The following is a 26,511-nucleotide window of genomic DNA, read 5'->3' as shown; positions in this document are numbered from 1 at the left end:
CTCAGGCTCCAACCAGGGCGGGGACAGGGTGCAGTGCCGCCAGGGCGGCCTCGACGCTGCTCTCCAGGTCGGGCTGCAGCAGTTCCTCGAGCAGCCGGTGCCGCAGGGCTTCATTGAGGCTGGCCGGCAGGCGATGCTCCAGCCGCACCAGCAGGATCGCCTCGTCGAGGAGAAAGGGAGGGTGGATGTCTCCCGGTGCCAGAGAGCCGAGCACGCCGCGCAGGGTGGGCTGCAGCTGGGAGAGCTCGATCGGGCCGACGATGCCCCGGGTGACCCTCTCGTCGCCGAGGGAATAGCGGCTGGCGAGGTCGCCGAAGCTGGCGTCGTCGTCGATCAGCCGCAGGTAGAGCTCCTCGGCGAGACCCTGCTGGGGCAGCCGCATCAGGCGCAGCACCACCTGCTCGAGATCCTCACGCCGTTCGAGGAAATGGGCCTCGACCCGCTCGCCGTAGCGATCCTCCAGGGCCTTCTGGAACCGCAGGTGGTCCCAGCGCTGCCTCACCGCGCCCTGCACGTTGTCGGGCAGGGTGCGGATCCAGTCCCCCTCCAGGGTGGTGGGTGGATCACAGGGCAGCCCTGCGCAGATGCGGCTCAGGACCTCCCGTCCTTCCTCCGCTGTGAAAGGAACGTCCCGGCGCAGCGTCTTCAGCGCCAGTTCCCGTGCCAGGGGTCGCAGGAGGCCCTGCTGTTCGAGCAGGTCGTGGAGGGGGAGCCTGGCCATGGCCTCCAGGGCGCCGCGGAGATCCAGGACCAGTTGGGCATCAGAACGCATGGGTGAACCCTCGGGGATGCAGCGGAACGGGGTGCGGTCGTCGCGATTCAGCCGCCGCTGCCGAACTGGATGCTGGACTTGGTGAGGGCGGCCGGATCGGCCATGGTCACGGTGCCGAGGCTCCGGCTTCCCTTCGACCAGTCACCGTCGGCGTCGTACATCAGCTGGCGCGTGTCGGTGGCGTAGGCCAGCGATGGCGAGCCGATGCCGAGGCTGCGGATGTCCGCCAGGCTTCCCACCACAAGGCCGATCTGGCTGGTCTGGGGACCGTCACGCACCACCAGCTGGCCGTCCTGGACGCCGAAGATCGCTCCCTGGCTCTGCCAGAGGCTCTGGGTGATCGAGCCCAGGGTGCTGCTGAGTTCCAGCACGTCGCCCCGGGCGGCGTCGAAGTTGCTGATGGTGTCAAGCATGACCTTTGTGCCGGACTGCTGCGCCCTCTCCCCCCAGAGGTCTTCCTTGGCCGTGGTCTCCAGGGCGGCCCAGAAGGCGGGATCGGTGAGCCGTTCGGCGAAGTCCGGCGCCACACTCCTGCTCACGGCATCCAGCGCCGCCCCGGCATTGGACTGCAGGAATGTGTTCTTGCCGGTTCCACCGGCCACCAGGTCCTGGCCGAAGCCGCCGTCCAGACGGTTGCCGTCACCGGCGGCAACCGTCACCGTGTCGTTGCCGAAACCACCCCTGAGGCTGTTGTCGAGCGCCAGACCCAGCACCGCGATGGCGTCGTCACCGAAGCCGCCATCGAGGAAGGAGGCGCGGGCGCGGTCAAGAAGGATCGCGTCGTCGCCGCCGGCGGTGTCGATCCGGCTCCGGCTGGCGGCGCCGACGACCACATCCTCCCCCAGACCGGTGTTGATGAGACTGTTGCGGATGCCGTCGAAGCCGCCAGGGCCGCCGATCAGGGCGGAGGCATCCAGAAAGACGTCGGCCGAGAGCACGCCGTCCCCGTCGGCGTCCACCCCCGCGGTCTGTTCGGTGAGGATGCCACCAAACACCGTGTCGTTTCCGGTTCCGGTGAGGATCGTGGAGCCATCAATGCCCGCCGCGTCCATGGCGGGCAGCAGCCCGCCGCCGGTGGGAGCGGCAAAGCCCCCCAGGCCCACCACGGTGGTGTCACCGCCGTTGCTCTGCAGATCAACGGCGAGCAGGCCGATCCCCTGCAGGTTGTTCAGCCGGAGGGAGCCAGGCGGCGGAGCCACAGCGGCATCGAACTGGGCCAGGCCCGATCCCTGAACGTTCAGCGGCCCGCTGGCCGGGCCCCGCAGGATGGCGTGATCGATGCCGATGGCCGTCGCCGTGAGGTCGGCCGGTTCGACGCTGGTGGGCGGAGCGCCCTCGAGGCGGAGTGTGGCCACGGCCAGGCCGCTCACCTCGGCGGGGGAACCCGGCAGCGCCGCCGGGAGGGCCATCACCCGATAGCCCTCGATGCCCCTGGCATCGGCCACGGCACGGGATGCCGTGGTTGTCGGTCCCGGGTCCGCATCAAGCGTGGCGGAGGCCAGCACCGCGGCGTTGGGCTGGCCGAAGAAGCTGGGCAGGGCCCCGCCGGCGAGGCGGTCGGTCGACGGAGCACCCTCCAGACCTCGCACCGTGGCCAGGGCCGACAACCGGGCCGTGAGGAGCGGCTGACCGCCGGATGGCAGCAGGGAACGGGTCGCTGCCGAAGCCGTTGCCTGCAGGGGGTTACCGGGGCTGCCGATCCAGAGGGGATCGCCGCCACGGGTGATCACATCAAGGTTCGCCAGTCCGATGTTGGTGGCCTTGGCATCGGCGGCGTTGGCGTTGCGGCCCGTGGTGGTGGCGGTGGCGGCCGCCGTGCCGACGATTGATCCGCCACCGGTGATGATCGACAGGCCGGGACTCCCGAAGAAGGCCGCATCCTCGGGATCGGCGAGAAACCGGCTGGAGCCGAGTCCCAGGCCGAGGGCAGAGGCGAGGGAGCCGACCGGCTGTCCGGCCGGCAGAACCACCCGGTTGCTGGCCTGGGCACCGGGAGCGATGGTGAGCTGGAGACCACCACCGAGAAAGGTGGTGCCAGGCCCGAGCCGCAGGGCGAGGGCCCGCGACAGGGCGGTGGTGATGGGTTGGAACGCCATGGGGAACGACGCGGCGCAGGGACCGGAAGGGAGTCAGGGAAGGGGGCCGGATCGATCGATCCGGCCCCCGCAGGGGAAATCGCTCCGCTGAGCGTCAGCCGGTCACGGTGGAGGCCATGGCGATGGTGTCGCTGACTGCCGAGGCCGTGATGTTGCCGCTCTGGAGGATGTTGACGTTGTACCCGCTCATGCCCACCACATCGCTGTTGGCGATGGCGGTGGCGCTGCCGGTGGTGGTGGAGGCCATGACGATGTTGCTCAGCACCGCAGTGGCCCTGAGATCACCGTTGAGGCTGGCCTGGTTGCCATACCCCAGCAGGCCCGCCACCTTCACATTGGAATTGGCGTTGGCATCGCCGGTGACGGCCAGGGCATTGGTCTCGTAGGTCCCCTGAGCCTCCGCGGTGACATTGTCGGCGGAGAGGTTGACCTTCTTGATGCCGGCGATGAAGGCGTCGGTGCCGGCAAAGGCGTTCCCCGTGATGGTGTTGGCCGTGCCGACGGCGCTGCCGGCGCCTGTCCCGGTGATGTCACCGGCGAAGCCGGCACTGATCGAGCTGCCGTTGCCGCCACCACTGGTGAGCGAAACCATTCCGTAGCCCCCGCCGCTGCCCTTGATCCCGATGGCGGTCTGATCCATCGAGACCTCGGCATCGCCGGTGGTGGTGGTGGACAGCACGCTGGGGGCGGCAGCCGTGGCGGAGCCGGTGGTGTTGCCGGTGGTGCCGATCGCGATCGGGGTACCGCCACCCAGATGGATGCCGATGGCCTTGAGCTTGGAGGTGGCGTCGGTATCGCCGGTGACGGCGGAGGCCAGGGTGCCGGTGTCCGTGGCGGAGGCGCTGCCGCTCACATCGCCTGCCTGGCCGATGGTGATCTTGACGTCGTTGTCGATCCCCTTGGCCGAGAGCCGGGTCTTGGCGTCGGCGTCACCGGTGGTGGTGGTCGCCGAAGCCGTGCCGGTCAGCTCGGCTGCACCATCCACGTCGCCATTGGTGCCGATGGTGATCTCACTGTCCTTGATGCCACGGGCCGTCTGCACGGCCTTCGCCAGCGCGTCTCCGGTCACCGAGGCGGCGTCGGCCGCCACCGAGCCGATGGCGCTGCCCGCCACACTGCCCGCCTCGCCGATGGCCACCGGGGCGCGGTTGAGACCGATCACCCGGGAGCTGGAGCTACCGGCCCGGGCCGAGGTGTCACCGGTGGTGGCGCTGGCATCGGCCGCCAGGTCGGCGGCGGCGCTGGCGTTGAAGACACCACTGCCGAGGATGCTGTCGCCGATGGAGAGGCTGCCCTTGCTGAACCCCACCACCTTGGAGCCCACGCCCGCATCGGCGTTGCTGCCCACCGTCGTCGTGACGGCGCTGGCCGTGGCACTGGCGAGCAGCGTGGCGTCGGCCGTGGGATCGGTGGCGTTTCCGCCCACCGTCACCGTGGTGTCGTAAATACCGGCGACGAAGTCACCATTGGCGGCGCTGGCCAGAGGATCACCCCCGGAGGTGGTGCTCTGGGCCGTGGCCGACTGGTTGCTGAAGCCCTGGGCGAACAGGCGGGTGGCGTTCTGGCCGATGGCGAGCTTGTCGATGGCGATGCCCACCACGTTGGCGTTGTTGGTGGTGGCCACCACGTCCGTATCGGGTGGCGCAGTCACCGAGCTGGCCGTCGCGGCGCTGCTGCCGACACCGGCGGCCTGGACGTCACCGTCCCTGCCGATGCTGAGGGTGGTGGAGGCGCCGAGGCTCCTGGACCGATCGCCACCACCGAGCTTGTTGACATCGACGATGCCGGCGATCGTGTCGATGGCCACGGTGGCTGAAGCCGGACCGGTGACCGTCTCGGCATCAGCGCGGGCACCCACGGCACCGTTGCCCACGGAACCCTGGGCGGCCACCGTGCCGTTCTCCCCGAAGCTGATCGCCATGCCTCCCGGCGACTGCATCACCGATTCGGCCTGGGCGTCTTCGCCTTCGGGCATCGGATAGGACGTGTTCCTGCCCACGGCGATGCCGGCCACCAGATTGGCCAGGCTGGAGGCGTTCGCGGCACCGGTCACGCTTTCGGCCGAGGCGTCGAAGCCTCCGTCTCCGAACGCCGTGATGATCCCGCTCTCGCCGAAGGAGATCTTCAGGGGGTCGTGAGAGGCACCGTGCTCACCATTCACCGATGCGACGGCTGGCCCCTCGGGCGCGGGCTCGTCACCGACCGGTGGGGACATGAACTTGGCGCCGCTGGCATAGATGCCGACCACCTTGGCGTTCCCGGCACCCGCCGTGGCCGTGGCCGCTCCCGTACCAGGCGGCAGTCCCACCGACTGGGCCGCAGCGGTGTTGGTCGCCGTCGCGGCGGCGTCCAGCCTGACCCCCAGGCCGGCCTCGAGGCCCACATTCTTGAGACCGAAGACCTTGCCGGTGTTGGCCGTGGCGGTGGTGGCTCCATCCACCGCGGTGGCCGCTGCCAGGGCGTCGTTGGTGGCGTTCGCCGTCACCACGGCATCCGTTCCGATCTTGATCTGGTTGGGCCCGTCGGTGCTGTTGATGATCCCGCCGGTGGGACCGTCGTTGCTGGCCGAGGCCGTGGCATCACCGGTGGTGGTGGTGGCAGCGGCTCCCACGGATCCGACTTCGGTGGCATTCAGGGTGCCCGCCGTGCCGACACGGATCTTGCTGTTGAGAATGGCGGCCTGGGCTGTGGTGCTGGCCGTGGCCTGGGCGTCGCCGGAGACGACGTCATCGATGGCGGGCGTCGTCGATGCCGCCGAGGCCGTCACCGTTGTGCTGGTGCCGACCTCGATCGTGGAGTCGTCGATCCCGACGGTGCGGGTTGTGTTTGTGGCGGTCATGATTCGTGAGGAAGAAGGTACTTGAAGTCCTGTAATCCCAGGAGGGCAAGGCGGAGGTTGTCAGCCGGGCCTCCCACCACTCCTATCACCATTGCCACAAGTCGATCCACTGGAGAAATGTGCTTATTTGCTGCGATTCAGCACATGTGCAGCGGATCAGCATGAACGTCCTTGGGGCGTGTCTTTGCTTGACAGCGCGTTCATGAACCACGCAATCTTCCGTTACTGGAAATATCGTTGTTCTTATCCTCCATTCATTGATACCGGACGTGCAGGCAATGAACGGCTGAAAGCCTCATCCCAGCCATGGGGATAGACACGGAGTGCCGGAGTCCCGGGCCACGGGATAGCGGCCCAGATCCCTTGGTCTGTCTCGGTTGCTACGGATCAGCCCCCACGCTGTCCCTTGGCCTGCCATGGCTTCGGCGTTGCTCTGCACGCCGTGGAGGCCGTCAGCCACCCCGGCGACCGTGGGGGCCGAGGCCGCCACTGCAGGGCCCGCTCCGGCTTGCTCAGACCCCGTTGGACGGGCAACTGCCAGCCGGATGGATCGATGAATGCCGGTGCAGCAGCATCGCATCGATCACAAATCCTGATCGCTCAAGCAGCAGACAGGCCGCCAGAGCGTGTGTACGCCATGCGGGGTTTTGCGGCACGACGGCTCCATCACGGGCACGCCGGCCAGCAGCGCCCCGCCGAAGGCCCCCCTACGCCTCGATCGTCACCTTGCGGATCCGGCTGCCGTTCTTCAGAGCCAGCACCACATCGATGTTCTCGGTGTGGCCGAAGACGGTGTGCTGGCCATCCAGGTGCGGCTGGGGGCCATGGCAGAGGAAGAACTGGCTGCCACCGGTGTTGCGGCCCGCATGGGCCATCGACAGGCTGCCGGCCTTGTGCTTCTGGGCGTTGATCTCGCAGGGAATCGTGTAGCCGGGGCCGCCGGTGCCGGCCATGCCGCGGGCGCCCTCGCGGCTGTTGGGGCATCCTCCCTGGGCCATGAAGCCGTCGATCACCCGGTGGAAGGCCAGGCCGTCATAGAAGCCGTCCTTGGAAAGCTTCACGAAATTGGCGACGGTACCGGGGGCATCGGCGTCGAACAGATCGATGGTGATCAGGCCGGCGTCGGTGTCCATCAGGGCCTTGGGCACGGTCGAGGAGGCAAACTTCGACTGTATCCGTCCAGGGCACCCCGCATCCATGGCCAGCACCGAGCCGTCCACCCCCTCGCCCCAGGCCAGCGGTCTGCCGACGTCCGATCTTTCCCGGGCCCGCCTCGGGGTGCTCGGTGGCAGCGGCCTCTATGCCATGGAGGGCCTGGAGGACGTGCGCGAACTGACGGTCGACACCCCCTACGGGGCCCCCTCCGACAGCCTGCGGATCGGCCGGATCGGCGATCTGGAGGTCGTGTTCCTGGCCCGCCATGGCCGCCACCACACCTTCACCCCCAGCGAGGTTCCCTATCAGGCCAACCTCTGGGCCCTGCGCTCCCTCGGGGTGCGCTGGATCCTGTCGGTGTCAGCCGTGGGTTCCCTGCAGGAGAACGTGCGTCCCCTCGACATGGTGGTTCCCGATCAGTTCATCGATCGCACCATGCAGCGGCCGCTCACCTTCTTCGGTGAGGGCCTGGTGGCCCACGTCGGCAATGCGGACCCCTACTGCTCCGTGCTCTCCCGGGTCCTCGGTGATGTCAGCGACAGCCTGATGCCGGAGGGGCGCCAGCTGCACCGCGGCGGCACCTACCTCTGCATGGAGGGGCCCGCCTTCTCCACCCGGGCCGAATCCGAGCTCTACCGCTCCTGGGGCTGCACGGTGATCGGCATGACAAACCACACCGAGGCGCGGCTGGCCAGGGAGGCGGAGATGGCCTACGCCACCCTGGCGATGGTCACCGACTACGACTGCTGGCATGCAATGCATGACGCCGTCACCGTCGAGCTGGTGATCGACAACCTGCGCGCCAATGCGGCCCTCGCCCAGCAGATCGTGCGGCTGGCCGCCGAGCGGGTGCAGGCCCTGCGGCCCCCCAGCCCGGCCCACCAGGCCCTACGGGATGCCCTGATGACCCCGCCCGCCCAGGTGCCGCCGGCCACCCGGCGCCGCACCGAGCTGTTCACCGCGCCCTACTGGGGACCGTTCAGCGAGGGTGAGGTCACGACGGAGGCGACGACGACGGCGACGACGGCGGCAGGCTGACCCCGAGGGCCTCGAGGCACTGGCGCAGGCCGGGGCCGTAGCGCTCCAGGGCTGAACGGGCTGCCCCGGCCTCCAGGCCGGAGGCGGCCATCAGCAGCGCCAGCCGCACCGATCCCCCGGCCCGCTCCAGCAGGCCCAGGCCCTGCTCGCGGGATACGCCGGCCAGATCCCGCAGGATGCGCAGGGCCCGGTCCTCCAGCTTGCTGTTGGTGACGGCGACATCCACCATCCGGTTGCCGAACACCTTGCCCAGGCGCACCATCACGCCGGTGGAGAGGATGTTGAGCGCCATCTTGGTGGCGGTGCCAGCCTTGAGCCGGGTGGAGCCGGTCAGCAGTTCCGGCCCGGTCAGCAGGCGGATGTCGATGTCGCAGGGCATCGGCACCTGGTCGGCGGGCACGCAGGCCATGGCCACCGTGAGGGCCCCGATCGTCTGGCCGTGGGCCAGTCCCCCCAGCACGTAGGGGGTGGTGCCGCCGGCGGCGATGCCCACCAGGGCGTCCCCGGGGCCGAAGCCCCGCTGGATGAGGTCGTCGCGGCCCGCCTCCCGCAGATCCTCCAGCCCTTCGGAGCTGCGCAGCAGGGCCGCCGCCCCGCCCGCCAGCACCCCCTGCACCAGCTCGGGGGGACTGCAGAAGGTGGGCGGACACTCCGCCGCATCCAGCACCCCCAGCCGGCCCGAGGTGCCCGCCCCCAGGTAGAAGAGGCGGCCCCCACCGGAGAGCCGTGCCGCGATGGCATCGATGGCGGCCGTCAGGGCCGCCGACGCAGCGGCCACCGCCTGCTGGGGCAGCAGGTCGTTGGCACAGAACAGCTCCACCAGGTTCGCGGTCGGCAGCTGGTCGAGGGTCTCGCTGGCCGGGTTGGGCCGCTCGGTGAGCAGGTGGCCCCTGTCGCCGCCGGGGGCGCTCAAAGCAGACCTTCGAGGCGACGGCGGAAGGCCTCCAGCTCCGCATCGCCGGCAGGGCCATGGGGATCTTCAGCATCGGAGGCCACCGGCTCCTCCTTCCAGCCCGTCACCTCCATGTTGCGCTCAGGAGGAGCGAGCAGCAGCCGCTCCTCCTCGCTCTCGGGCATGAACCCGGCGGGGACGAAACGGGCCTCGTAGCCAGCCTCGGCACAGAAATCCTCCAGATCCTGGCGATTGAGGGCCTCGACGCAGGGCACCGGAAAGTCCTGGGCCTCGAGCAGACCGGCGTAGCGCTCGGCGTCGTCCGGGTTCTCGAACAACAGCACCACCGTGCGACCGCCCAGCTCGAGCGAGTGGATGCCTTCCTGGTCGCTGCCCGGGTCGAACAGCAGGACATGCACCGGGTTGGGTGGGAGACCGCCGTCTGTCACATCGTCAGGGGTGGGGCGCAGCCCAGTGTCTCATTTCTGTTCCCGGTCCAGCTCCCGCAGGCGCCGGAACAGGGCCTCCTCCGCTTCCGTCGGCCGGTCCGGCACGACGATCCTCACCTCCACGAGCTGGTCGCCCCGCTGCTCCCCCTGGCGCTGCCCCCGCTGTCGCAAGCGCAGCAGGCGGCCGCTGGAGGATCCGGGCGGCACCCGCAGCCGTACGGGCCCCTCCAGGGTGGGCACCACCGCGTGGCAGCCGAGGGCGGCATCGGCAGGGTGGAGGTCGAGCTGGTAGTGCACCCGCAGGCCATCGATGCGCAGCCCCTCCGCGGTGCGCACCCGCAGCTGCAGGAAGTGGTCGGCCCCACCGGCCGCCACCCCGGCGAGGCGCAGCCGCCAGCCATCGCCCGCCAGGGGGGGCGTCCAGACCTCCACCACGGTGCCGTCGCGCAGCTCCAGCTCCAGCCGCTGGCCGCTGAGGGCCTGCTCCGGTGTGAGGGTGACGAGGGTTTCCTCATCCGTGGCGGCCATCACCGGTGGCGGTGACACCGGCGCCGTCGTCACCTCGCCGGCCGGGGGAGGCTCCTCCTCGATGGGCTCCTCGTCCCATTCCCGCGGGCTGCGGCGCTCCTGGCCGAACAGCTCCGCCAGGTAGTCCTCGAAGCGGGGAAAACCCTTGGCGAAGGGATCGCTGTCGAGGCCGGCGCTGTCCTGCCCGTCACCGGCCTCCCAGGCGCGGCGGCGGACCGGATCAGAGAGCACCGCGTAGGCCTCATTGACCTCCTTGAAGCGAGCCTCCGCCACCGGGTCGTTGCCGTTGAGGTCCGGGTGCCAGCGGCGGGCCTGCTGGCGGAAGGCCCGCTTGATGCTGGCGGCGTCGGCGCCCGCGGACAGGCCGAGCACCTCCCAGTGATCACGGCTGGCGCTGGCCACCGGGTCCGAGGTGGGGGACTGGCTCACGTCCCTCAGCCGTCGGCCCAGGGATCGTCCTGGTCGTACCGGCCGCCGCGGCGCGGGCGGTGCCGCTCGCCGGAGACCTCACGGTCGTAGGGCTCCTGGCGGTCCCAGGAGCGGCCGTTGTCCCAGCGGCGGGAGGCGCCGTCGTCGTCGTAGCCCCCCTCCCTTTCGGCGAAGCGGCCGAGGGGGTAGGGGTCCCGCTGCAGCGGCCGGGGAGGGGTCGACCACGGGTCGGAGCGGCCCGATCCGCCCCAGTCGTCCCAGTCGTCGTCCGAGAAGAGTTCGTCCTTGAGAGACCCCAGGGTGTTCTTGAGCCCCTTGAGGGGGCCGCTCTCCGCCCGCCGTTCCCCCAGCAGACGGCGGTTGAGGCCGAACAGGGCCTCCTGCAGCTGGCTCACGGCCAGCTCGAGGTCGGCGGGGTCCTCCTGGGCCAGCACATCCTGCACATCGCGCAGGGCCAGCTCGACGGCGCGCTGCTGACGGTCGGCACCGGCGGGGCCCAGTTCCAGGGCGGCATCCCGCAGCCGCCGCTCGGCCTGGGCCACCAGGGTCTGGGCGCGGTTGCGGCGGTCGATGACGGCCCGCTTGCGCCGGTCCTCGACCGACTTGCGCTCCGCCTCCTCCAGCAGCCGGTTGATCTCCTCCTCGCTGAGGTTCGAACCCCCCTGGATCGAGACGCTCTGCTGGCGCCCGGTGGTGCGGTCGGTGGCGGACACCTGCAGCAAGCCGTTGGCATCGATGTCGAAGGACACCTGCACCTGGGGCACACCGCGGGGGGCCGGTGGGATGCCGGAGAGCCGGAAGCGGCCGAGGGACTTGTTGTCGGCGGCCATCTGCCGCTCCCCCTGGAGCACATGGATCTCCACCGACGACTGGTTGGCCTCCGAGGTGCTGAACAGATCCGACTTGCGCACCGGGATCGGGGTGTTGCGGGGAATCAGCACCTTCATCACGCCACCGATCGTCTCCAGCCCCAGCGAGAGGGGCGTGACGTCGTTGAGCATCAGGTCGCGCAGTTCGCCGGTGAGGATGCCGGCCTGCACCGCCGCACCGATCGCCACCACCTCGTCAGGGTTGACCGACTGGCACGGCTCCCGCGGAATCAGGGTGCGCACCATCTCCTGAACCATCGGCATGCGGGTGGAGCCGCCCACCAGCACGACGTCATCGATGGCGTCGGCACTCAGGCCCGAATCCCGCAGGGCCCGCTGGACCGGGCGCAGCAGCCGGTCCAGCAGGTCGGGGCAGAGCCCCTCGAAGGTGCCGCGCTCCAGGGTGGTCTCGATGTGGAGCGGGCCGTCGGGTCCGGTGGCGATGAAGGGCAGCGACAGCGGCGTGCTCTGCACGCCCGAGAGCTCCTGCTTGGCCTTCTCGGCGGCCTCGGTGAGCCGCTGCAGCGCCTGGCGGTCGCGGCGCAGGTCGGTGCTGTGTTCGGCGAGGAAGGCCTCGGCCACCCAGTCGACGATGCGACGGTCCCAGTCGTTACCGCCCAGCTGGGTGTCGCCGCTGGTGGCCATGACGTCGAAGACGCCGTTGGCGATGCGCAGCACGGAGACATCGAAGGTGCCGCCGCCGAGGTCGAACACCAGCACCCGCTTGACGGTGCTGCGATCAAAGCCGTAAGCCAGCGCCGCCGCGGTGGGTTCGTTGAGGATCCGCTCCACCGTGATGCCCGCCAGGCGGCCGGCATCACGGGTGGCCTGGCGCTGGGCATCGTTGAAGTAGGCCGGCACCGTGATCACGGCCGCCTCCACCGCCTCGCCCAGGTAGGTGGTGGCGTCGTCGACCAGCTTGCGCAGGATCGAGGCCACCAGTTCCTCGGGGGCGTACTCCCGTTCCGTGGCCGGGCAGATGACGCGCACGTTGCCCTGGTCGTTGGCGCGCACGCTGTAGGGCACCCCCAGGCTGCCTTCGTCGAGTTCGTCCCAGCTGCGGCCGACGAAGCGCTTGAGGTTGGCGAAGGTGTTGCGGGGGTTCAACACAAGCTGACGGCGGGCCAGCTGTCCCACCAGCAGCTCCTGGTCACGGCTGAACCCCACCACCGAGGGGGTGGTGCGACCCCCCTCCGCATTGGCGATGACCTGGGGCCTGCCGCCTTCGAGCACGGCCACCACCGAATTGGTGGTGCCCAGATCGATGCCGACGATGCGCCCCATGGAAGTCCTGATGGCGGCCCAACGCTACCGGAGCCCGTCGACCGTTAAACCGAGCTTAAACGGGCCGGCTGAAACTCGTGCTGAGATCAGGTGCAACGTCCATGCCGACCGGCATCATTGCTGCATGAGGAGCACCCCCTCCACCGACGCGTTCACCCTCAGGCGGCGGCCACCCCAGGAGAAGCTGGTCGACATCGGCTTCCGCCAGCTCACCCTGGTGCTGGCGGCTTCGGTGGGAGTCGTCCTGGTGGCGATCTTCTTGACCGTGTTCAGCGGTGCCAAGGAGGCCATGGCCACCTTCGGGCTCAAGTTCCTGACCACCTCCGCCTGGGATCCGGTCAATGAGAACTATGGCGCCCTGATTGCCATCTACGGCACCCTCGTCACCTCGATCCTCTCCCTGCTGATCGCCGTGCCCATCGGTCTGGGAACGGCGATTTTCATCACCGAAGACCTCCTCCCCCGCAGCATCCGTGACCTGATCGGCCTGCTGGTGGAACTGCTCGCCGCCATTCCCTCCGTGGTGCTCGGCCTGTGGGCGATCTTCGTGATGGAACCGGCGATCCGCCCCTTCCTCTCCCTGCTGCACAGCGCCCTCGGCTGGACACCCTTCTTTTCCACCGTTCCCCAAGGTCCCGGCACGGCCCCGGCGATCCTGATCCTGGTGGTGATGGTGCTGCCGATCATCACCGCCATCTCCCGCGATGCCCTCAACCAGGTGCCGATCGAGCTGCGCCAGGGGGCCTATGGCGTGGGCACCACCCGCTGGGGCGCCATCTTCAACGTCATCCTGCCGGCGGCCGTCTCCTCGATCATGGGCGGGGTGATGCTCTCCCTCGGCCGGGCCATGGGCGAGACGATGGCGGTGACGATGATCATCGGCAACTCCCTCAACTTCAGCGTCTCCCTGCTGGCCCCGGGCAACACCATTTCCTCCATGCTGGCCAACCAGTTCGGTGAGGCCGATGGCATCCAGGTCTCCGCTCTGATGTACGCGGCCGTTGTGCTGATGATCCTCACCTTCGTCGTCAACGTGATGGCCCAGTGGATCGTGCGGCGCCTCAGCCTGCGCTACTGAGCCGAAACCCCTTCCGATCCACTTACCCCCGTTCACGACGTTCCCTGGCCATGTCCGTCTCGACTCCGCCGACGACCCGTCATTTCACGGAACGGCTCACCCTCCACTACGACCCGTCCCTGAAGCGCAACCGCTTCAACCAGTTCGCCACCGCCATCGCCGGCTTCTTCGCGGTGGTCGCCGTGATCCCCCTGTTCCTGGTGATCATCTACGTGCTGATCCAGGGCGGACGGCTGCTCAGCCTGCAGCTGCTGACCGAGCTGCCTCCGGCGCCCGGACTCGAAGGCGGCGGCATCGGCAACGCCATCATGGGCACGATCGTCGTCACCCTGATCGCCTCCGTGATCGCCATTCCGGTGGGGGTCGGCGGCGGTGTCTACCTCTCCGAGTACGCCCAGAACGGCTGGTTCTCCCGTTTCGTGCGCTTCGGCAACGATGTGCTGGCCGGGGTGCCTTCGATCATCTGCGGCGTCTTCATCTACTCCCTGATCGTCGCCACTCGGATCTTCTTCGACCAGAGCTTCAGCGCCATGGCCGGTGGCATCGCCCTGTCGGTGCTGATGCTTCCCACCGTCATCAAGACCACCTACGAGGGCCTGCTGCTGGTGCCGCAGGAACTGCGCTGGGGTGCCTACGGCGTCGGTGCCTCCCGCTTCGTGACCATCACCCGGATCACGCTGCCGGCCGCCTTCACCCCCATCGCCACGGGCGTGGTGCTGGGGATCGCCCGGGCCGCCGGCGAAACGGCGCCGCTGATCTTCACGGCCCTGTTCTCCCCCTTCTGGCCCGAGGGACTGTTCAATCCGATCGCCACCATGTCGGTGCTGATCTTCAACTTCGCGATCATGCCGTACGAAGCCCAGAACGAACTGGCCTGGGCTGCTTCGTTCGTGCTGGTGATCATGATTCTCGGCGCCAACCTCCTGGCCCGCTGGATCAGCCGGGTGTCGCGCACCTGACGTCCTGGCCTTTCCCATCCCTTCCGGCTCCGTCTCACCCATCCCTGACATGACTGCTTCCCCTTCCTCCACCGTGGCCAGCGACGTCTGCATGTCCCTGCAGGACGTCACCATCTCCTACGGCAGCTTCGAGGCGGTCAAGAACGTCTACATGGATCTGCCCAAGGGCAAGGTGACCGCCTTCATCGGCCCTTCCGGCTGCGGCAAGAGCACGGTGCTGCGGGCCCTCAACCGTATGAACGACCTGATCCCCGGCTGCACCCTCAAGGGCCGGGTGATCTTCGATCAGCACGATCTCTACGACAAACGGGTGGATCCGGTGGAGGTGAGACGCCGCATCGGCATGGTGTTCCAGAAGCCCAATCCCTTCCCCAAGTCGATCTACGAAAACATCGCCTTTGGTGCCCGGATCAACGGCTACAAGGGGGACATGGACGAACTGGTGGAGCGTTCCCTGCGCAAGGCGGCCGTCTGGGACGAGTGCAAGGACAAGCTCAAGGAAAGTGGCTTTTCCCTTTCCGGCGGCCAGCAGCAGCGACTCTGCATCGCCCGGGCCATCGCCACCGAACCGGAGGTGATCCTGATGGACGAGCCCTGCTCGGCCCTCGATCCGATCTCGACCCTCAAGATCGAGGAGACGATGCACGAACTGAAGCGCAGCTACACGATCATGATCGTCACCCACAACATGCAGCAGGCGGTGCGCGTGGCCGACATGACTGCCTTCTTCAATGCCGAGGCGGTCGAAGGCGGCTCCGGCAAGGTGGGCTATCTGGTGGAGTTCAACGAAACCGAGAACATCTTCAACTCCCCCAGCCAGCAGTCGACCCTCGATTACGTCAGCGGCCGTTTCGGCTGAGACCCCGGCTCCGGATCATTCGGCCACACCCACAGCGTCGTGGCCATGGGGGTGGGGAGGTGGCGGATCGAAACGCTACGGGATGAGGATGGTGACTCTGCCCTGGCCCAGGATGGTTCCCCATCGCCGCTCCACCCCAGCGCTCCTGAAACCGGTCCAGCCGCTGCTGCCGGCGGCGGCCATCCTGTTCCTGGCCGCCACGGCGGCCCCAGCCCAGACCAGCAGCGTCGTGCGCCCCGGCATCGGCGTCCGCCCCACCGTGGTGCGCACAGTGCCGCCGGAGCCCGGGCCCAACCCCGCCCTTGAGGCGGCGCTGCGGGAGGTGCTCTTCCCGGTGCGCATCGACGACGGACAGGGGCACGGGCCCGATCCCGACAGCGTGGAGGGCCGGCAGGCGAAGCGTTTCAGGATCAAGGTGGCCTGCGAGCGTCTGCCGGCCCATCGTTATCTGTGGAGCCGGGTCGACCTCAACGGCGACGGCAGGCCCGAGCTGGTGGCCCAGGTGGTGGGGCCGATGTTCTGCGGCACCGGCGGCTGCCCGCTGCTGATCTTCCGTGAGCCGAGCCCGGGCCGGCTGCAGCTGGTAACGCAGATGGGCCTGTTCAAGGATCCGCTGGTCGTGACCGAGCGGCGCCACAACGGCTGGAGGGAGCTGATCACCCGCGTGCGCATCGATGCCGCCCGCGGCTACTACGCCCTGCTGCGCCACGACGGTCGCTCCTACCCCACCAACCCGAGTGTGCCCCCGGCCGTGCCCCTGGGGGACCCCGTGCCCGGTACCGCCTACCTGGCCTGGAACGAGCCGGATCCCCGCGCCCATGCCCTGCCCTGCGGGGATGGGTCCGTCCTACGGGCGCGCTGAGTCCGATGGAGCCACGGGTCGTGTGCCGACCGCGGGGGAGCAGCGGGACCGTGGGAACGTCGATGCTGCCCGGCCGCCGTCTCCCAAGGCCAAGAGCAGTTCCTGCCCCCAGGACGTCCTTCAAGACAAGCCCGATCAAGCGACCGAGGAAGGCTGGCGTTCCACCCGCCTCACCACCACGGACCACGGAGACTGACCTCAATCCTTTGCTGGCACCTTCAGGAGCAAGGCCAGCCGTCCGTTGTTGACCGTGACCGACGCTTGGGATTTGTCTCCAGTCCCACAGCAGGGCAGCAGAACCTGGATTGGTGACGAATGCCTATCCACGGGATTGCAACATCATCCAGCTCCGGAGACAGGGCCTTCAGGGACGTACGAGTCCGAGCCGCAGCGGACGGGATCCGCCGGAGCCGCTACGGCATGTTCACGGAACGCCACCCCGCCTGCCATAGGGCCGCTGACAGGCAGCGGTTCGATCGCATGAGGGCCTTGGACGGGCGGATGGATCTCGGCCGTCAAGTTCTGATGATCTAGCGCCACCGCTCCCGTACGACCGCCACCACCGCCCACCCGCCGAGGCCCGCCAGCAGAGGACCGATCAGCAGCAGGTCCACCCGGATGTTGGCCTCGGGGGTGATCGCCAGGATCAGCCCTTCCCAGCCGGCGTAGAGGAGCCAGGCCGCGCCGTTGGCCAGCAGCTCTCTGCGGCAGGGGGTCAGGGCCTGCGCCGCCAGAGTCCACAGCACCGACACGATCAGGATCGGGAGGGGGCGCCCGATCAGGACGACCAGGGGGTGCGCCATGGCGTCGACCTCGACAGGGAAGGCAGTCCCCACACGTTGGCCGCTGGCGCTTCGGCATGCCCGCAGGATCCGCTACAAATCAAGTGTTGCAACCTGTACCGATTGTTTCAATCCCGGCATCATCCCCTCCATCGCCAGTGGGATACCTGAATAACTTGCAAAACAGGGATTGAATCCACCCCACAGCACAAAGGCTCCTCCTCACAGACCACTGCAGCAGACCCAATGAAGACATCTGTCCATCGCGCCGCTTCACTTGCAGGTTTCAGCCTGCTGCTTCTGATGGCTTCGATTCCCTTCCAGCAGGCCGCCATCGCCGAGGTGCTGGTGCGTGCCCAGGGACGCTGCAAGCTCACCAAAGGTGGCTTCGATGCCTTCAACGGCCACTGCACTTTCAAACACAAGTCCGCGGGCGGCAGGGACTCCTATGTGATAAAGCTTGATGACGGCACCGACTTTGTCTTCACCGGACCCAATCCCCAGGCGCTGCAGGTGGAGACCTACAGCGGCATCAAGAACGTACGCCATAACGAGAAACCCGACCACGACCTGTTTCTCTGGAACGACGGGGAGGAGCGCCGCCTCTCGGTGAAGCTCGATCACGCCGAGAACCCGGATGCGAAGTTCGACGACCCTCCACAGAAGGCCACCACCGGCGCACTGGTGGGGGCGGCGCTGGGTGCACTGATCGGCGGTCTGATCACCGGAAACAACAAGAGCAGCAGCACGGAACCGGCCAGAATCGGAGCCCCTGTAAGCGATCTCCAGTCGCTGGTGGGCGTGAAGGGGGCCAGCGCCGAAGCCGAGCTCACACGCAAGGGATACACCTATCGCGGTGGCGATCAGATCGGTGACAGCGCCTTCAGCTACTGGCAGCAGCCGCGCACCAACAGCTGCGTGGCGGTTCGCACCACCGACGGCCGCTACCAGTCGATCACCTACGCCGAGCCGCAGAAGTGCAGGTGATCGGCTGAACGATCCCGGCGCATTCCGTCCGACCCACCGCCGATTTCAGCGTCGGCGTCTTGAACATTTCAACCTGAGGCGGTTTTCCATTGGGAACCGCCATCGGGATTGGTGACAAACAGCTGCGACAAACCATAAAAAAGCCGGTCCCAAGGGACCGGCTTCAGCTAACGGAGAGGGAGGGATTCGAACCCTCGATAGAGTTGCCCCTATACAGCATTTCCAGTGCTGCGCCTTCGACCACTCGGCCACCTCTCCAGCGGCGAAATGGGGCAGATGGCAATGTAGCAGGGGCTGCACCACGCCCCCCAGCGCCCCATGACCCGCACCCACCCGATCACGGTCCACTGGCGACAGGCCCACCGCGTCATCCGCCTCGACGTTCCGGAAGGGGAGTACATATTGCGCAGCTTCGAGGCCCAGGGGGAACCGCTGCCCTTCAGCTGCCGCAATGGCTGCTGCACCGCCTGTGCCGTGCGGGTGCTGGACGGCCAGATCGACCAGCGGGAAGCTCTCGGTCTCTCGAAACAGCTGCGTGAGGAGGGCTACGGCCTGCTGTGCGTGGCCCGGGCCACCGGCCCGCTGGAGGTGGAGACCCAGGACGAGGACGAGGTGTACGACAAGCAGTTCGGCCGCTTCTTCGGTCGCGGGCAGGTGCGTCCCGGCCTGCCCCTGGACGACGAATGACTTCTCTCTGTCAGCGGGCCCTGGAGGGGTCCGGTCTCGATGCCGCCGAGCTGGAGCGTCTGCTGCAGGTGGCCCGCGACGCCGCCGAAGCCGGCGGCCGCGAGCTGCGGCGCCACTTCGGCCGCCTGGAGCAGGTGAAGGAGAAGGGCACGGCGGGCAACCTGGTCACCGAGGCGGATCTGGCGGCCGAAGCGGCCGTGCTGGCGGTTCTGGCGGCCGGTACCCCCACCGTGGCCGTGCTGGCGGAGGAAAGCGGGCGTCTGGACGGCCAGGGCGACCTGCTGTGGTGCGTCGATCCCCTCGACGGCACCACCAACTACGCCCACGGCTACCCGTTCTTTGGCACCTCCGTCGGGCTGAGCTGGCGGGGCCTGCCCCTGCTCGGCGCCCTCGAGGTGCCGGTGCTGGAGGAGCACTACTGGGCGGCCCCGGAGCGGGGGGCCTGGTGCAACGGTCGCCGGCTGAGCGTCAGCGCTTGCGGCGCCCTGGCGGATTCCCTGCTCGTCACCGGGTTCTCCTACGACCGGGTGCGCCGCCTCGACAACAACTACGCCGAGTTCGCCTGGTTCACCCACCGCAGCCACGGGGTGCGCCGCGCCGGGGCGGCAGCGGTCGATCTGGCTTTTGTCGCCGCCGGCCGGGTCGATGGCTACTGGGAGCGGGGCCTCTCCCCCTGGGATCTGGTGGCCGGCGTGGTGCTGGTGGAGGAGGCCGGCGGGCAGGTCTGCGCCTACGACGGCGGTCCCCTCGACCTGGCCGACGGGCGGGTGATCGCCTGTACCCCCGGACTGCGCCAGCCCCTGATCGAGGGGCTGGCCCAGTGCCGTCCCCTCAGCGGGGCCAGCTTCGGCGCCCCGGAGCTGGATGCCCTCGCCGGCGGCGCGACCGACGCTCCATAGGATCCGCCCCTCCCCACCCCACCGCCCGAGCACTCCTCTCCATGGCCCTCCAACCTGCCGCCGGCGCCCGGGACCTCAACCCGGGTCAGGTCGACAGCAACCGGCGACTCTGCGACCTGCTGGCCACGGTCTACCGCCTCTGGGGGTATCGGGAGGTGGCGCCGCCCACCATCGAGCGGCTCGACACCCTCGAGGCCGGCGGCGCGATCGCCGAACGGGAGCTCGTGCGGCTGGCGGCCGATGAGCCCCTCGGCCTGCGGCCGGAGCTCACCGCCCCGATCGCCCGGGCCGCCAGCACCCGCATGCTGGCCCGGCCCCGCCCCCTGCGGCTCTGGGCCAGCGGCACCACCTTCCGCAGCTTCATCGGCGATGGTGGCGGCCAACGCATCAGCGAACAACTCCAGAGCGGCGTGGAACTGCTCGGCGAGCCCTCCGCCGCCGCCGACGCGGAGCTGCTGCACCTGCTGCTGGCCGCCGTGGCCACCCTGGGCCTGGCATCCGAGCACCAGCCGACCCTGCTGGTGGGCCACCACGGCCTGCTCAGCGCCCTGCTGGGCCAGGTGCCGGCGGAGCAGCGCTCCGCGGCGCGCCATGCCCTCACCGAGTTCGACCCCCTCGCCCTCGCCGCCCTCTCCCTGCCCGACAGCCAGCGCCAGCGGCTGATGGCCCTGATCGGTCTGCGGGGTGAGCCGGTGCGGGTGCTCTATGAGCTGGAGCAGTGGCTCGGTCCGGTGCCGCTGCTGGAGTCCCTCGCCGCCACCCTGGCCAGCGTTCAGGAACCGGCCGGTGCCCTGGGGGTGCGGGTGCAGCTGGATCCCACCTTCCAGCCCCACTTCGATCTCTACGACGGGCTGGTGTTCAAGCTCGTCTGCCAGGGCAGCGATGCCCCGGTGGCGATCGCCAGCGGCGGCCGCTACGACGCTCTTGTGGGCCGCTTCTGCAGCGACGCCGCCCAGGCGGCCGGCACCGGCTTCGGCTTCGATGTGGAGGCGATCCGCGATCTGCTCGAATCGGCAACCACCGCCGAGCCCGCCGCGGAGGCTCCGGGTCCCTGGCTGGTGGCCAGCTCCAGCGCCGCCGGGCTCGGGGCAGCCCTGCGCCGCATGGCGGAACTGCACGACGGCGGCGAAGCGGCTGAACTCTGCACCCGGCCCTGCGCCGATCAGGCAGCGGCTGACCAGCTGGCGGAGGAACGGGGCTGCCGCGGTGCCGTGTGGCTGGCTGCCTAGGATCCGCCCGCCCTCTCCGTCGCGTCGATGGCCCATTCGATCGTCACCAACGTCTGTGAGGGCGTGGCCGACTGCGTCGATGCCTGCCCGGTGGCCTGCATCCACCCCGGCGCGGGGGCGAACAGCAAGGGCACGGCCTTCTACTGGATCGATTTCGACACCTGCATCGACTGCGGCATCTGCCTGCAGGTGTGCCCGGTGGCGGGGGCGATCCTGCCCGAGGAGCGCCCCGACCTGCAGAAGCCCGGTCTCTGACGGACAGGGGTTCGGGGACCCCACCCTCGGCGCTCTTGAGCCGCCGGGCACCCCCACCTAGGTTCAGGGCGATTCTTCTCTTTCGCCATGACGGTGCTGGAACAGGGCCAGATTCAGATCCACACCGAGAACATCTTTCCGATCATCAAGAAGGCCGTCTATTCCGGCCATGAGGTGTTCCTGCGGGAGCTGGTGAGCAACGGCGTTGATGCCATCAGCAAGCGGCGCATGGCCGCCATGGCCGGCGACTGCAGCGAAGGGGAGGAAGGAACGATCGCCATCCGCATCGACCGGGAGGCGAAGACCCTCACCATCAGCGACAACGGCATCGGCATGACCGCCGATGAGGTGAAGCGCTACATCAACCAGGTGGCGTTCTCCAGCGCCGAGGATTTCCTCGAGAAGTACAAGAGCGAAAGCGACGCCATCATCGGCCACTTCGGTCTGGGCTTCTATTCGAGCTTCATGGTGGCCTCCCGGGTGGAGCTGGTGAGCCTCAGCGCCAGGCCGGAGGCCGAGGCGGTGCGCTGGAGCTGTGACGGCTCGCCCAACTTCAGCCTCGAAGGGGCCGAGCGGTCCGAACCCGGCACCGACGTGATCCTGCACCTGATGGAGGAGGAGCTGGAGTACATCGAGCCCTCCCGGATCCGCACCCTGATCACCACTTACTGCGACTTCCTGCCGGTGGCGGTGCAGCTGGACGGTGAAACCGTCAACAAGCGGGAGGCGCCCTGGCGCCAAAGCCCCCGCGATCTGGGCGACGACGACTACATCGCCCTCTACCGCTATCTCTACCCCTTCCAGGGGGATCCCCTGCTCTGGGTGCACCTCAACACCGATTACCCCTACAACCTGCAAGGGATTCTCTACTTCCCCAGGATCACCGGCCGCGCCGACTGGGAGAAAGGGGAGATCCGCCTTTACTGCAACCAGGTGTTCGTCAGCGATTCGATCAAGGAGGTGGTGCCCCGCTACCTGCTGCCCCTGCGCGGCGTGATCGATTCCCCCGACATCCCCCTCAACGTCAGCCGCAGCGCCCTGCAGACCGACCGCCGGGTGCGCTCGATCGGTGGCTTCGTGGCCAAGAAGGTGGGTGACCGGCTCAAGGAACTGCATCGCGACGAACCGGCCCGCTACGCCGAGATCTGGGATTCCCTGGCCCCCTTCATCAAGATCGGCGCCATGGAGGACGACAAGTTCGCCGACCAGGTGGCTGACCTGATCCTCTACGGCACCACCGCAGCGGCCGCTGAGGCCCCGGCCGAAGGGGAGGGGGAGGTGGCCACCGATCCCATCGCCACCGACGGCCGCACCTACACCACCCTGGCCGGCTACCGCGGACGGCTGCCCGCCGACAACGCCACCCGCATCCTCTACTGCACCGATGAGGCCGGCCAGGCCGGGGCCCTGGCCCTCTGGAAGGGGCAGGGGGCCGAGGTGCTGCTGGCCGACACCCTGATCGATTCCCAGTTCATCCCCTGGCTGGAGGCTCGCCACGGCGACCTGCGCTTCCAGCGGGTCGACGCCGAACTCGACGCCAGCCTGCACGAACCCGAAAGCGAGCTGGCGGACGCCGACGGCGTCGACAACGGCGAGAAGCTGCGCGGTCTGTTCAAGACCGCCCTCGCCAACGACAAGGTCACCGTCCAGGTGCAGTCGCTGAAGGGGGAGGGCTCCCCGGCCGCCCTGATCCTGCTGCCGGAGCAGATGCGCCGCCTCAACGACATGGGGGCCCTGATGGAGCAGCGGCTGCCGGGCCTGCCCGAGCACCACGTGCTGCTGGTCAACCGCCGCCACCCCCTCGTGGAGGGCCTGCTGAAGCTGTCCTCCGGTGCCGTGATCACCGGGGGCGGCAGCTCCCCCAGCCTCCAGCTGGCTGAGGATCTGAGCCGCCACATCTACGAGATGGCGCGCCTGGCCGTGGGGGGCCTGGAGCCCAACCAGCTGGCCGGCTTCCAACAGCGCAGCGCCGACCTGATGGGGCAGCTGATGCAGCGCGGCCTCTGAGGTCGGCAGGGCCCCTGGAGGTCTGGCGGGGCAGCCCGCCTAACCTGCCCCCATGGCCCCCCGCCCCCCCTTCTCCAGCCTGCGGCGGTGGCGGTCGCTCCCGAAGCTGCTGACGGGTGCCTTGCTGGCCCTGCTGTCGGCCACGGCGCTGCTGGTGCTGCTGCCCGCGTCGGGTCTGTCCAGTGCCGGTCTCTCTGGAATTCCGGCGACCGCCGCCGCACCCGTGACGGTCCGGGTGCTGATGCCCGCCCCCCTGGCCGACGCGGTCGCCGCTCCGGTGGCCCAGTTCAACGCCAGCGGTGCCGGCATGGCGCTGGAGGTGATCCGCGGGCCCCTGGACACCGACACCATCTCCGATCTGGCCATCGGCAGCCTGCTGCTGGGGGAGGCCCCCTTCGACCTGCTGCTGGTCGATGTCAGCTGGCTGCCCCGTTACGTGGCCGCCGGCTGGTTCGAGCCCCTGGAGCGCTGGTTCGGGCCGGAGGTGCTGGCGGCGATGGAGCCCGGCGCCCGCCTGGGCAATGGCCTGGACGGCCACCTCTGGCGCATGCCCCTGACGGGCGACACGGGCCTGCTCTACTGGCGGACCGATCTGATGGAGCGCCCCCCGCACGACACCGCGGAGCTGGTGGCGATCTCCCGGGACCTGCAACGCCGCGGCAGGGTGCGCTGGGGCTACCTCTGGCAGGGGCGCCAGTACGAGGGCCTGAGCTGCGTGATGGTGGAGGTGCTCCACGGCTTCGGAGCCCGGTGGTGGAACGGCTCCACCGCGCGCACGGAGCTGGACAGTCCGGAGGCCATGGCGGCGGCTGGGTGGCTCGACGGCCTGCTGCGAGACGGGGTGAGCCCGCCGGCGGTGGCCAGCTACGCCGAGAACGACACCCTGCAGTCGTTCGCCGCCGGTGAGGCCGCCTTCCTGCGCAACTGGCCCTACGCCTGGCGGGAGATCGAGAAGGGCGGCGGCCCGGTGAAAGGCAAGGTGGGCGTCACACCGATGGTGGGGGCCCCCGGTGGGCAGGGTGGCGGCACCCTGGGCACCTGGGGGCTCTCCCTGATCAAGGGCAGTCCCCATCCGGAGGAGGCGGTGGCGGCGATCCGTTGGCTCACGGGCCCAGTCGTGCAGCGCCAGCTCGCCATCGAGCAGGGCTATGCCCCCACATGGAGCCGGCTCTACGACGACCCGGAGCTGCAGCGGCTTGCTCCCCTGCTGACGGTGCAGCGCCAGGCCCTGCAGCATCCCCAGCTGCGTCCGCCCACACCGGCCTATGCCCAGCTCAGCGATCTGCTGGCGCGGCAGGTGAACGGCATGCTGACCGGCCAGGGGGGAGCAGGCCCGACCATGGCGACCGCCCAGCGCCAGAGCCTGCTGGTGCTGCGCTCGCTGGCGGGACCGGCGGGCGACACTGCAGACGGCCAGCCTGCCGTGGACCGATGAAAACCCGTGCGGCCAGCCTGCTGCTGATGGCGCCCGCCCTGCTGCTGCTGGCAGCGGTGTTCCTCTACCCCCTGCTGCGCTATGGCTGGCTGAGCTTCCAGGCCAGTTCGGTGCTCACCGGGCTCGTGCCGGTGCCGAACGGCGGCGCCAACTGGGGGCGGCTGCTCGAGGATGCCCGCTTCTGGACGGATGCGTTCCAGACCCTGCGCTTCGCCGTCTGCTCGGTGGCGCTGGAACTGGCCGGCGGCCTGGGGCTGGCCCTGCTGCTGCATCGCCCCCTGCGGGGCCAGGGAACCCTCCGGGCCCTGACCCTGCTGCCCTGGGCCCTGCCCACCACCGTGATGGCCCTCGGCTGGCGCTGGATCTTCAACGATCCCCACGGCCCCCTCAACGCCGCCATCCGCTTCCTCGGCGGCAGCAGCTACGGCTTCCTCTCCACGCCGTCCACCACCTGGTTCTTCGTGGTCCTGGCGGACGTCTGGAAGACCCTGCCCTTCGTGGCCCTTCTGCTGCTGGCGGGACTGCAGACCATTCCCGGGGATCTGGAGGAGGCCCTGCGGCTGGAGGGGGCCGGCCGCCTGCAGATCCTGCGCCGCCTCACCCTGCCCCTGCTGGTGCCCTACCTCGCCCTGGCCCTGCTGTTCCGGCTGGCCCAGGCCCTGGGGGTGTTCGACCTGATCCAGGTGCTCAGCGGCGGCGGGCCGGCCGGAAGCACCGAGAGCCTGGCCCTCTACGCCTACCTCAATGCCATGCGCTTCCTCGACTTCGGCTATGCGGCCACGGTGATGCTCGCCACCTTCCTGCTGCTGCTGGTGCTGCTCGGTGGCGGCTGGCTGCTCTGGCGGCGGGGTGATCTCCAGCGACGCCGGGAGCGGGCCGCATGAGGCTGCTGGTGCTGCTCTGGAGCCTGGGGCCGCTGCTCTGGCAGCTGCGCACCTCCCTGCTGCGCCCGGAAGCGTTGGTGGCACCGCTGCTGGAGGGCAACCCCTGGACCCTGGCCAACTACCGGCTGGTGCTCGCCGGCGACCCGCCCTTCTGGCGCTACCTGGGCAACAGCACCCTGGTGGCCCTGGCCACCACCCTGCTCACCCTGCTGCTGGCGGTGCCCTGCGCCTATGGGCTGCAGCAGCAGCGCGGCCTGCTGCGCTGGGGGGTCGGCCTGGGGTTGGTGGGGGCGGCGATGTTCCCCACCGTGCTGCTGTTCCTGGCCCTGCTGGAGATGGCCCGCGCCTTCGGCCTGGCCAATGATCTGCTCGCCCTCAGCCTGCCCTACGCGGGCCTGTCGCTGCCGCTGGCGGTGCTGCTGCTGCGGGCCGCCCTCGCCGACCTGCCGACCGAGCTGGAGGACGCGGCCCGGCTGGAGGGACTGGGCCTCGGGCAGCGGCTGCGGCACGTGCTGCTGCCCCTGCTGGGCCCGGCCCTGGCCAGCACGGCGATCCTGGTGTTCCTGGCCAGCTGGAACGAATACGCCATCGCCCTCACCTGGATCAGCCGCAACGACCTGCTCACCCTGCCGATCGCCATCGCCCGGATCGGCGGCGGCTCGGTGTTCACCATCCCCTACGGCGCCTTCGCCGCCGCCACGGTGCTGGGCAGCCTGCCCCTGCTGCTGCTGGTGCTGGTGGCCCAGCGGCCCATCGTCTCGGGTCTCACCCGCGGGGCGGTGAAGGGATGAACGCTGCCGCGGGGGCCGGTCTGGAGCTGCGCCAGCTGTGCCGGGAGGTGGGGGGCCGCCGGCTGCTGGACCGGCTCGACCTGGCCGTCGCCCCCGGCGAATGCCTCGCCCTGCTCGGGCCGAGCGGCTGCGGCAAGTCCACCACCCTGCGCCTGGTGGCGGGGCTGGATCCCGCCAGTGCCGGCCAGGTGCTCCTGGACGGCCAGGACCTGGGCGCCCTCAGTCCGGGCGAACGGCAGGTGGCCATGGTGTTCCAGAGCTACGCCCTCTACCCCCACCTGAGCGTGGAGGGCAACCTGGACCTGGGACTCAAGGTGCGCGGCGTGGCTGCCGCCGAGCGCCAACGGCGCCTCGGGGCCGTTCTTGAGCTGCTGCAGCTCCAGGAGCTGCGCCAGCGCCGGCCCGCCCAGCTCTCCGGCGGCCAGCGCCAGCGGGTGGCCCTGGCC

The 26,511-nt window shown here is 69.3% G+C and carries 24 protein-coding genes and 1 tRNA gene; 15 read left to right on the top strand and 10 right to left on the bottom strand.

Annotated features, from left to right (window positions below):
- Position 1 precedes the first annotated feature (1 nt).
- From VB737_RS08530 to VB737_RS08515, 4 genes are all read right to left on the bottom strand, one after another.
- The gene (locus VB737_RS08530) at positions 2 to 772 is read right to left on the bottom strand and encodes a peptidylprolyl isomerase (protein WP_500312435.1); all 771 of its coding nucleotides are present in this window, start codon (positions 770 to 772) and stop codon (positions 2 to 4) included.
- 47 nt (positions 773 to 819) lie between these two features.
- Complete coding sequence (locus VB737_RS08525) at positions 820 to 2,868, bottom strand: calcium-binding protein (protein WP_500312434.1); 2,049 nt, start codon at positions 2,866 to 2,868, stop codon at positions 820 to 822.
- Between the two features lie 94 nt (positions 2,869 to 2,962).
- A complete protein-coding gene (locus VB737_RS08520) occupies positions 2,963 to 5,707 on the bottom strand; it encodes a beta strand repeat-containing protein (protein WP_500312433.1) in 2,745 nt (914 codons plus the stop codon).
- A gap of 707 nt (positions 5,708 to 6,414) precedes the next feature.
- Positions 6,415 to 6,855 (bottom strand): peptidylprolyl isomerase, encoded by a 441-nt coding sequence (locus tag VB737_RS08515; protein WP_323304701.1) that lies wholly within the window; start codon positions 6,853 to 6,855, stop codon positions 6,415 to 6,417.
- Between the two features lie 49 nt (positions 6,856 to 6,904).
- Between VB737_RS08515 and mtnP the strand changes: the two genes are divergently transcribed.
- Complete coding sequence (mtnP, locus tag VB737_RS08510; RefSeq protein ID WP_323304702.1) at positions 6,905 to 7,900, top strand: S-methyl-5'-thioadenosine phosphorylase; 996 nt, start codon at positions 6,905 to 6,907, stop codon at positions 7,898 to 7,900.
- On the opposite strand, the gene murQ is transcribed toward mtnP, so the two are convergent.
- The 4 genes from murQ to dnaK are packed head-to-tail and all read right to left on the bottom strand — an operon-like array spanning position 7,857 to position 12,351.
- Positions 7,857 to 8,813, bottom strand: a complete 957-nt coding sequence (gene murQ, locus VB737_RS08505; RefSeq protein WP_500312432.1) for an N-acetylmuramic acid 6-phosphate etherase — start codon at positions 8,811 to 8,813, stop codon at positions 7,857 to 7,859. The two genes, mtnP and murQ, sit on opposite strands and share 44 nt — an antisense overlap.
- On the bottom strand, positions 8,810 to 9,211 hold the full coding sequence (locus VB737_RS08500) for a DUF3110 domain-containing protein (RefSeq protein WP_500312431.1): 402 nt from the start codon (positions 9,209 to 9,211) through the stop codon (positions 8,810 to 8,812). The genes murQ and VB737_RS08500 overlap by 4 nt, the downstream gene beginning before the upstream one ends.
- A 60-nt stretch (positions 9,212 to 9,271) precedes the next feature.
- Complete coding sequence (locus tag VB737_RS08495) at positions 9,272 to 10,198, bottom strand: DnaJ domain-containing protein (protein ID WP_500312430.1); 927 nt, start codon at positions 10,196 to 10,198, stop codon at positions 9,272 to 9,274.
- Between the two features lie 5 nt (positions 10,199 to 10,203).
- On the bottom strand, positions 10,204 to 12,351 hold the full coding sequence (gene dnaK / locus VB737_RS08490) for a molecular chaperone DnaK (RefSeq protein ID WP_500312429.1): 2,148 nt from the start codon (positions 12,349 to 12,351) through the stop codon (positions 10,204 to 10,206).
- A gap of 124 nt (positions 12,352 to 12,475) precedes the next feature.
- Between dnaK and pstC the strand changes: the two genes are divergently transcribed.
- From pstC to VB737_RS08470, 4 genes are all read left to right on the top strand, one after another.
- Entirely contained in the window at positions 12,476 to 13,429 is a 954-nt protein-coding gene (gene pstC, locus VB737_RS08485; RefSeq protein ID WP_500312428.1) for a phosphate ABC transporter permease subunit PstC, read from the top strand.
- 50 nt (positions 13,430 to 13,479) lie between these two features.
- On the top strand, positions 13,480 to 14,388 hold the full coding sequence (gene pstA / locus VB737_RS08480) for a phosphate ABC transporter permease PstA (RefSeq protein WP_500312427.1): 909 nt from the start codon (positions 13,480 to 13,482) through the stop codon (positions 14,386 to 14,388).
- 49 nt (positions 14,389 to 14,437) lie between these two features.
- Positions 14,438 to 15,247, top strand: coding sequence for a phosphate ABC transporter ATP-binding protein PstB (gene pstB / locus VB737_RS08475; protein ID WP_500312426.1), 810 nt, complete (start codon positions 14,438 to 14,440; stop codon positions 15,245 to 15,247).
- Between the two features lie 112 nt (positions 15,248 to 15,359).
- Positions 15,360 to 16,109: a COG3650 family protein gene (locus VB737_RS08470; protein WP_500312425.1), complete on the top strand. Its 750-nt coding sequence runs from the start codon at positions 15,360 to 15,362 to the stop codon at positions 16,107 to 16,109.
- 530 nt (positions 16,110 to 16,639) lie between these two features.
- Here VB737_RS08470 and VB737_RS08465 read toward each other — a convergent pair.
- Positions 16,640 to 16,912: a hypothetical protein gene (locus VB737_RS08465; protein WP_500312424.1), complete on the bottom strand. Its 273-nt coding sequence runs from the start codon at positions 16,910 to 16,912 to the stop codon at positions 16,640 to 16,642.
- A 282-nt stretch (positions 16,913 to 17,194) separates the two neighbouring features.
- On the opposite strand from VB737_RS08465, the gene VB737_RS08460 reads away from it, so the two are divergent.
- Positions 17,195 to 17,878 carry a hypothetical protein gene (locus tag VB737_RS08460; RefSeq protein WP_500312423.1) on the top strand — a complete coding sequence of 228 codons (684 nt, stop codon included), beginning with the start codon at positions 17,195 to 17,197 and terminating at the stop codon, positions 17,876 to 17,878.
- Between the two features lie 171 nt (positions 17,879 to 18,049).
- Here the strand turns inward: VB737_RS08460 and VB737_RS08455 are convergent.
- Positions 18,050 to 18,136: transfer RNA gene (locus tag VB737_RS08455), tRNA-Ser, on the bottom strand.
- Positions 18,137 to 18,196: 60 nt separating this feature from the next.
- On the opposite strand from VB737_RS08455, the gene VB737_RS08450 reads away from it, so the two are divergent.
- From VB737_RS08450 to VB737_RS08410, 9 genes are all read left to right on the top strand, one after another.
- Complete coding sequence (locus tag VB737_RS08450) at positions 18,197 to 18,565, top strand: 2Fe-2S iron-sulfur cluster-binding protein (protein ID WP_500312422.1); 369 nt, start codon at positions 18,197 to 18,199, stop codon at positions 18,563 to 18,565.
- The gene (locus VB737_RS08445; protein WP_500312421.1) at positions 18,562 to 19,464 is read left to right on the top strand and encodes an inositol monophosphatase family protein; all 903 of its coding nucleotides are present in this window, start codon (positions 18,562 to 18,564) and stop codon (positions 19,462 to 19,464) included. Before VB737_RS08450 ends, VB737_RS08445 begins: the two co-directional genes overlap by 4 nt.
- Before the next feature lie 41 nt (positions 19,465 to 19,505).
- A complete protein-coding gene (locus tag VB737_RS08440; protein ID WP_500312420.1) occupies positions 19,506 to 20,693 on the top strand; it encodes an ATP phosphoribosyltransferase regulatory subunit in 1,188 nt (395 codons plus the stop codon).
- A gap of 27 nt (positions 20,694 to 20,720) precedes the next feature.
- Positions 20,721 to 20,948: a ferredoxin family protein gene (locus VB737_RS08435; protein ID WP_254943538.1), complete on the top strand. Its 228-nt coding sequence runs from the start codon at positions 20,721 to 20,723 to the stop codon at positions 20,946 to 20,948.
- A gap of 87 nt (positions 20,949 to 21,035) precedes the next feature.
- The gene (gene htpG / locus VB737_RS08430; protein WP_500312419.1) at positions 21,036 to 22,955 is read left to right on the top strand and encodes a molecular chaperone HtpG; all 1,920 of its coding nucleotides are present in this window, start codon (positions 21,036 to 21,038) and stop codon (positions 22,953 to 22,955) included.
- Between the two features lie 52 nt (positions 22,956 to 23,007).
- Positions 23,008 to 24,390, top strand: a complete 1,383-nt coding sequence (locus tag VB737_RS08425) for an extracellular solute-binding protein (RefSeq protein WP_500312418.1) — start codon at positions 23,008 to 23,010, stop codon at positions 24,388 to 24,390.
- The gene (locus VB737_RS08420; protein WP_500312417.1) at positions 24,387 to 25,274 is read left to right on the top strand and encodes a carbohydrate ABC transporter permease; all 888 of its coding nucleotides are present in this window, start codon (positions 24,387 to 24,389) and stop codon (positions 25,272 to 25,274) included. The genes VB737_RS08425 and VB737_RS08420 overlap by 4 nt, the downstream gene beginning before the upstream one ends.
- Positions 25,271 to 26,065, top strand: coding sequence for a carbohydrate ABC transporter permease (locus tag VB737_RS08415; protein WP_500312416.1), 795 nt, complete (start codon positions 25,271 to 25,273; stop codon positions 26,063 to 26,065). Before VB737_RS08420 ends, VB737_RS08415 begins: the two co-directional genes overlap by 4 nt.
- Positions 26,062 to 26,511 (top strand): ATP-binding cassette domain-containing protein (locus VB737_RS08410; protein ID WP_500312415.1); only part of this gene is annotated, 450 nt, incomplete at its 3' end. The genes VB737_RS08415 and VB737_RS08410, both read left to right, overlap by 4 nt.

The organism is Synechococcus sp. BA-120 BA3 (assembly GCF_034931285.1).
Classification (GTDB): domain Bacteria; phylum Cyanobacteriota; class Cyanobacteriia; order PCC-6307; family Cyanobiaceae; genus Cyanobium.
This window is presented reverse-complemented; position numbering and strand designations above follow the sequence as displayed.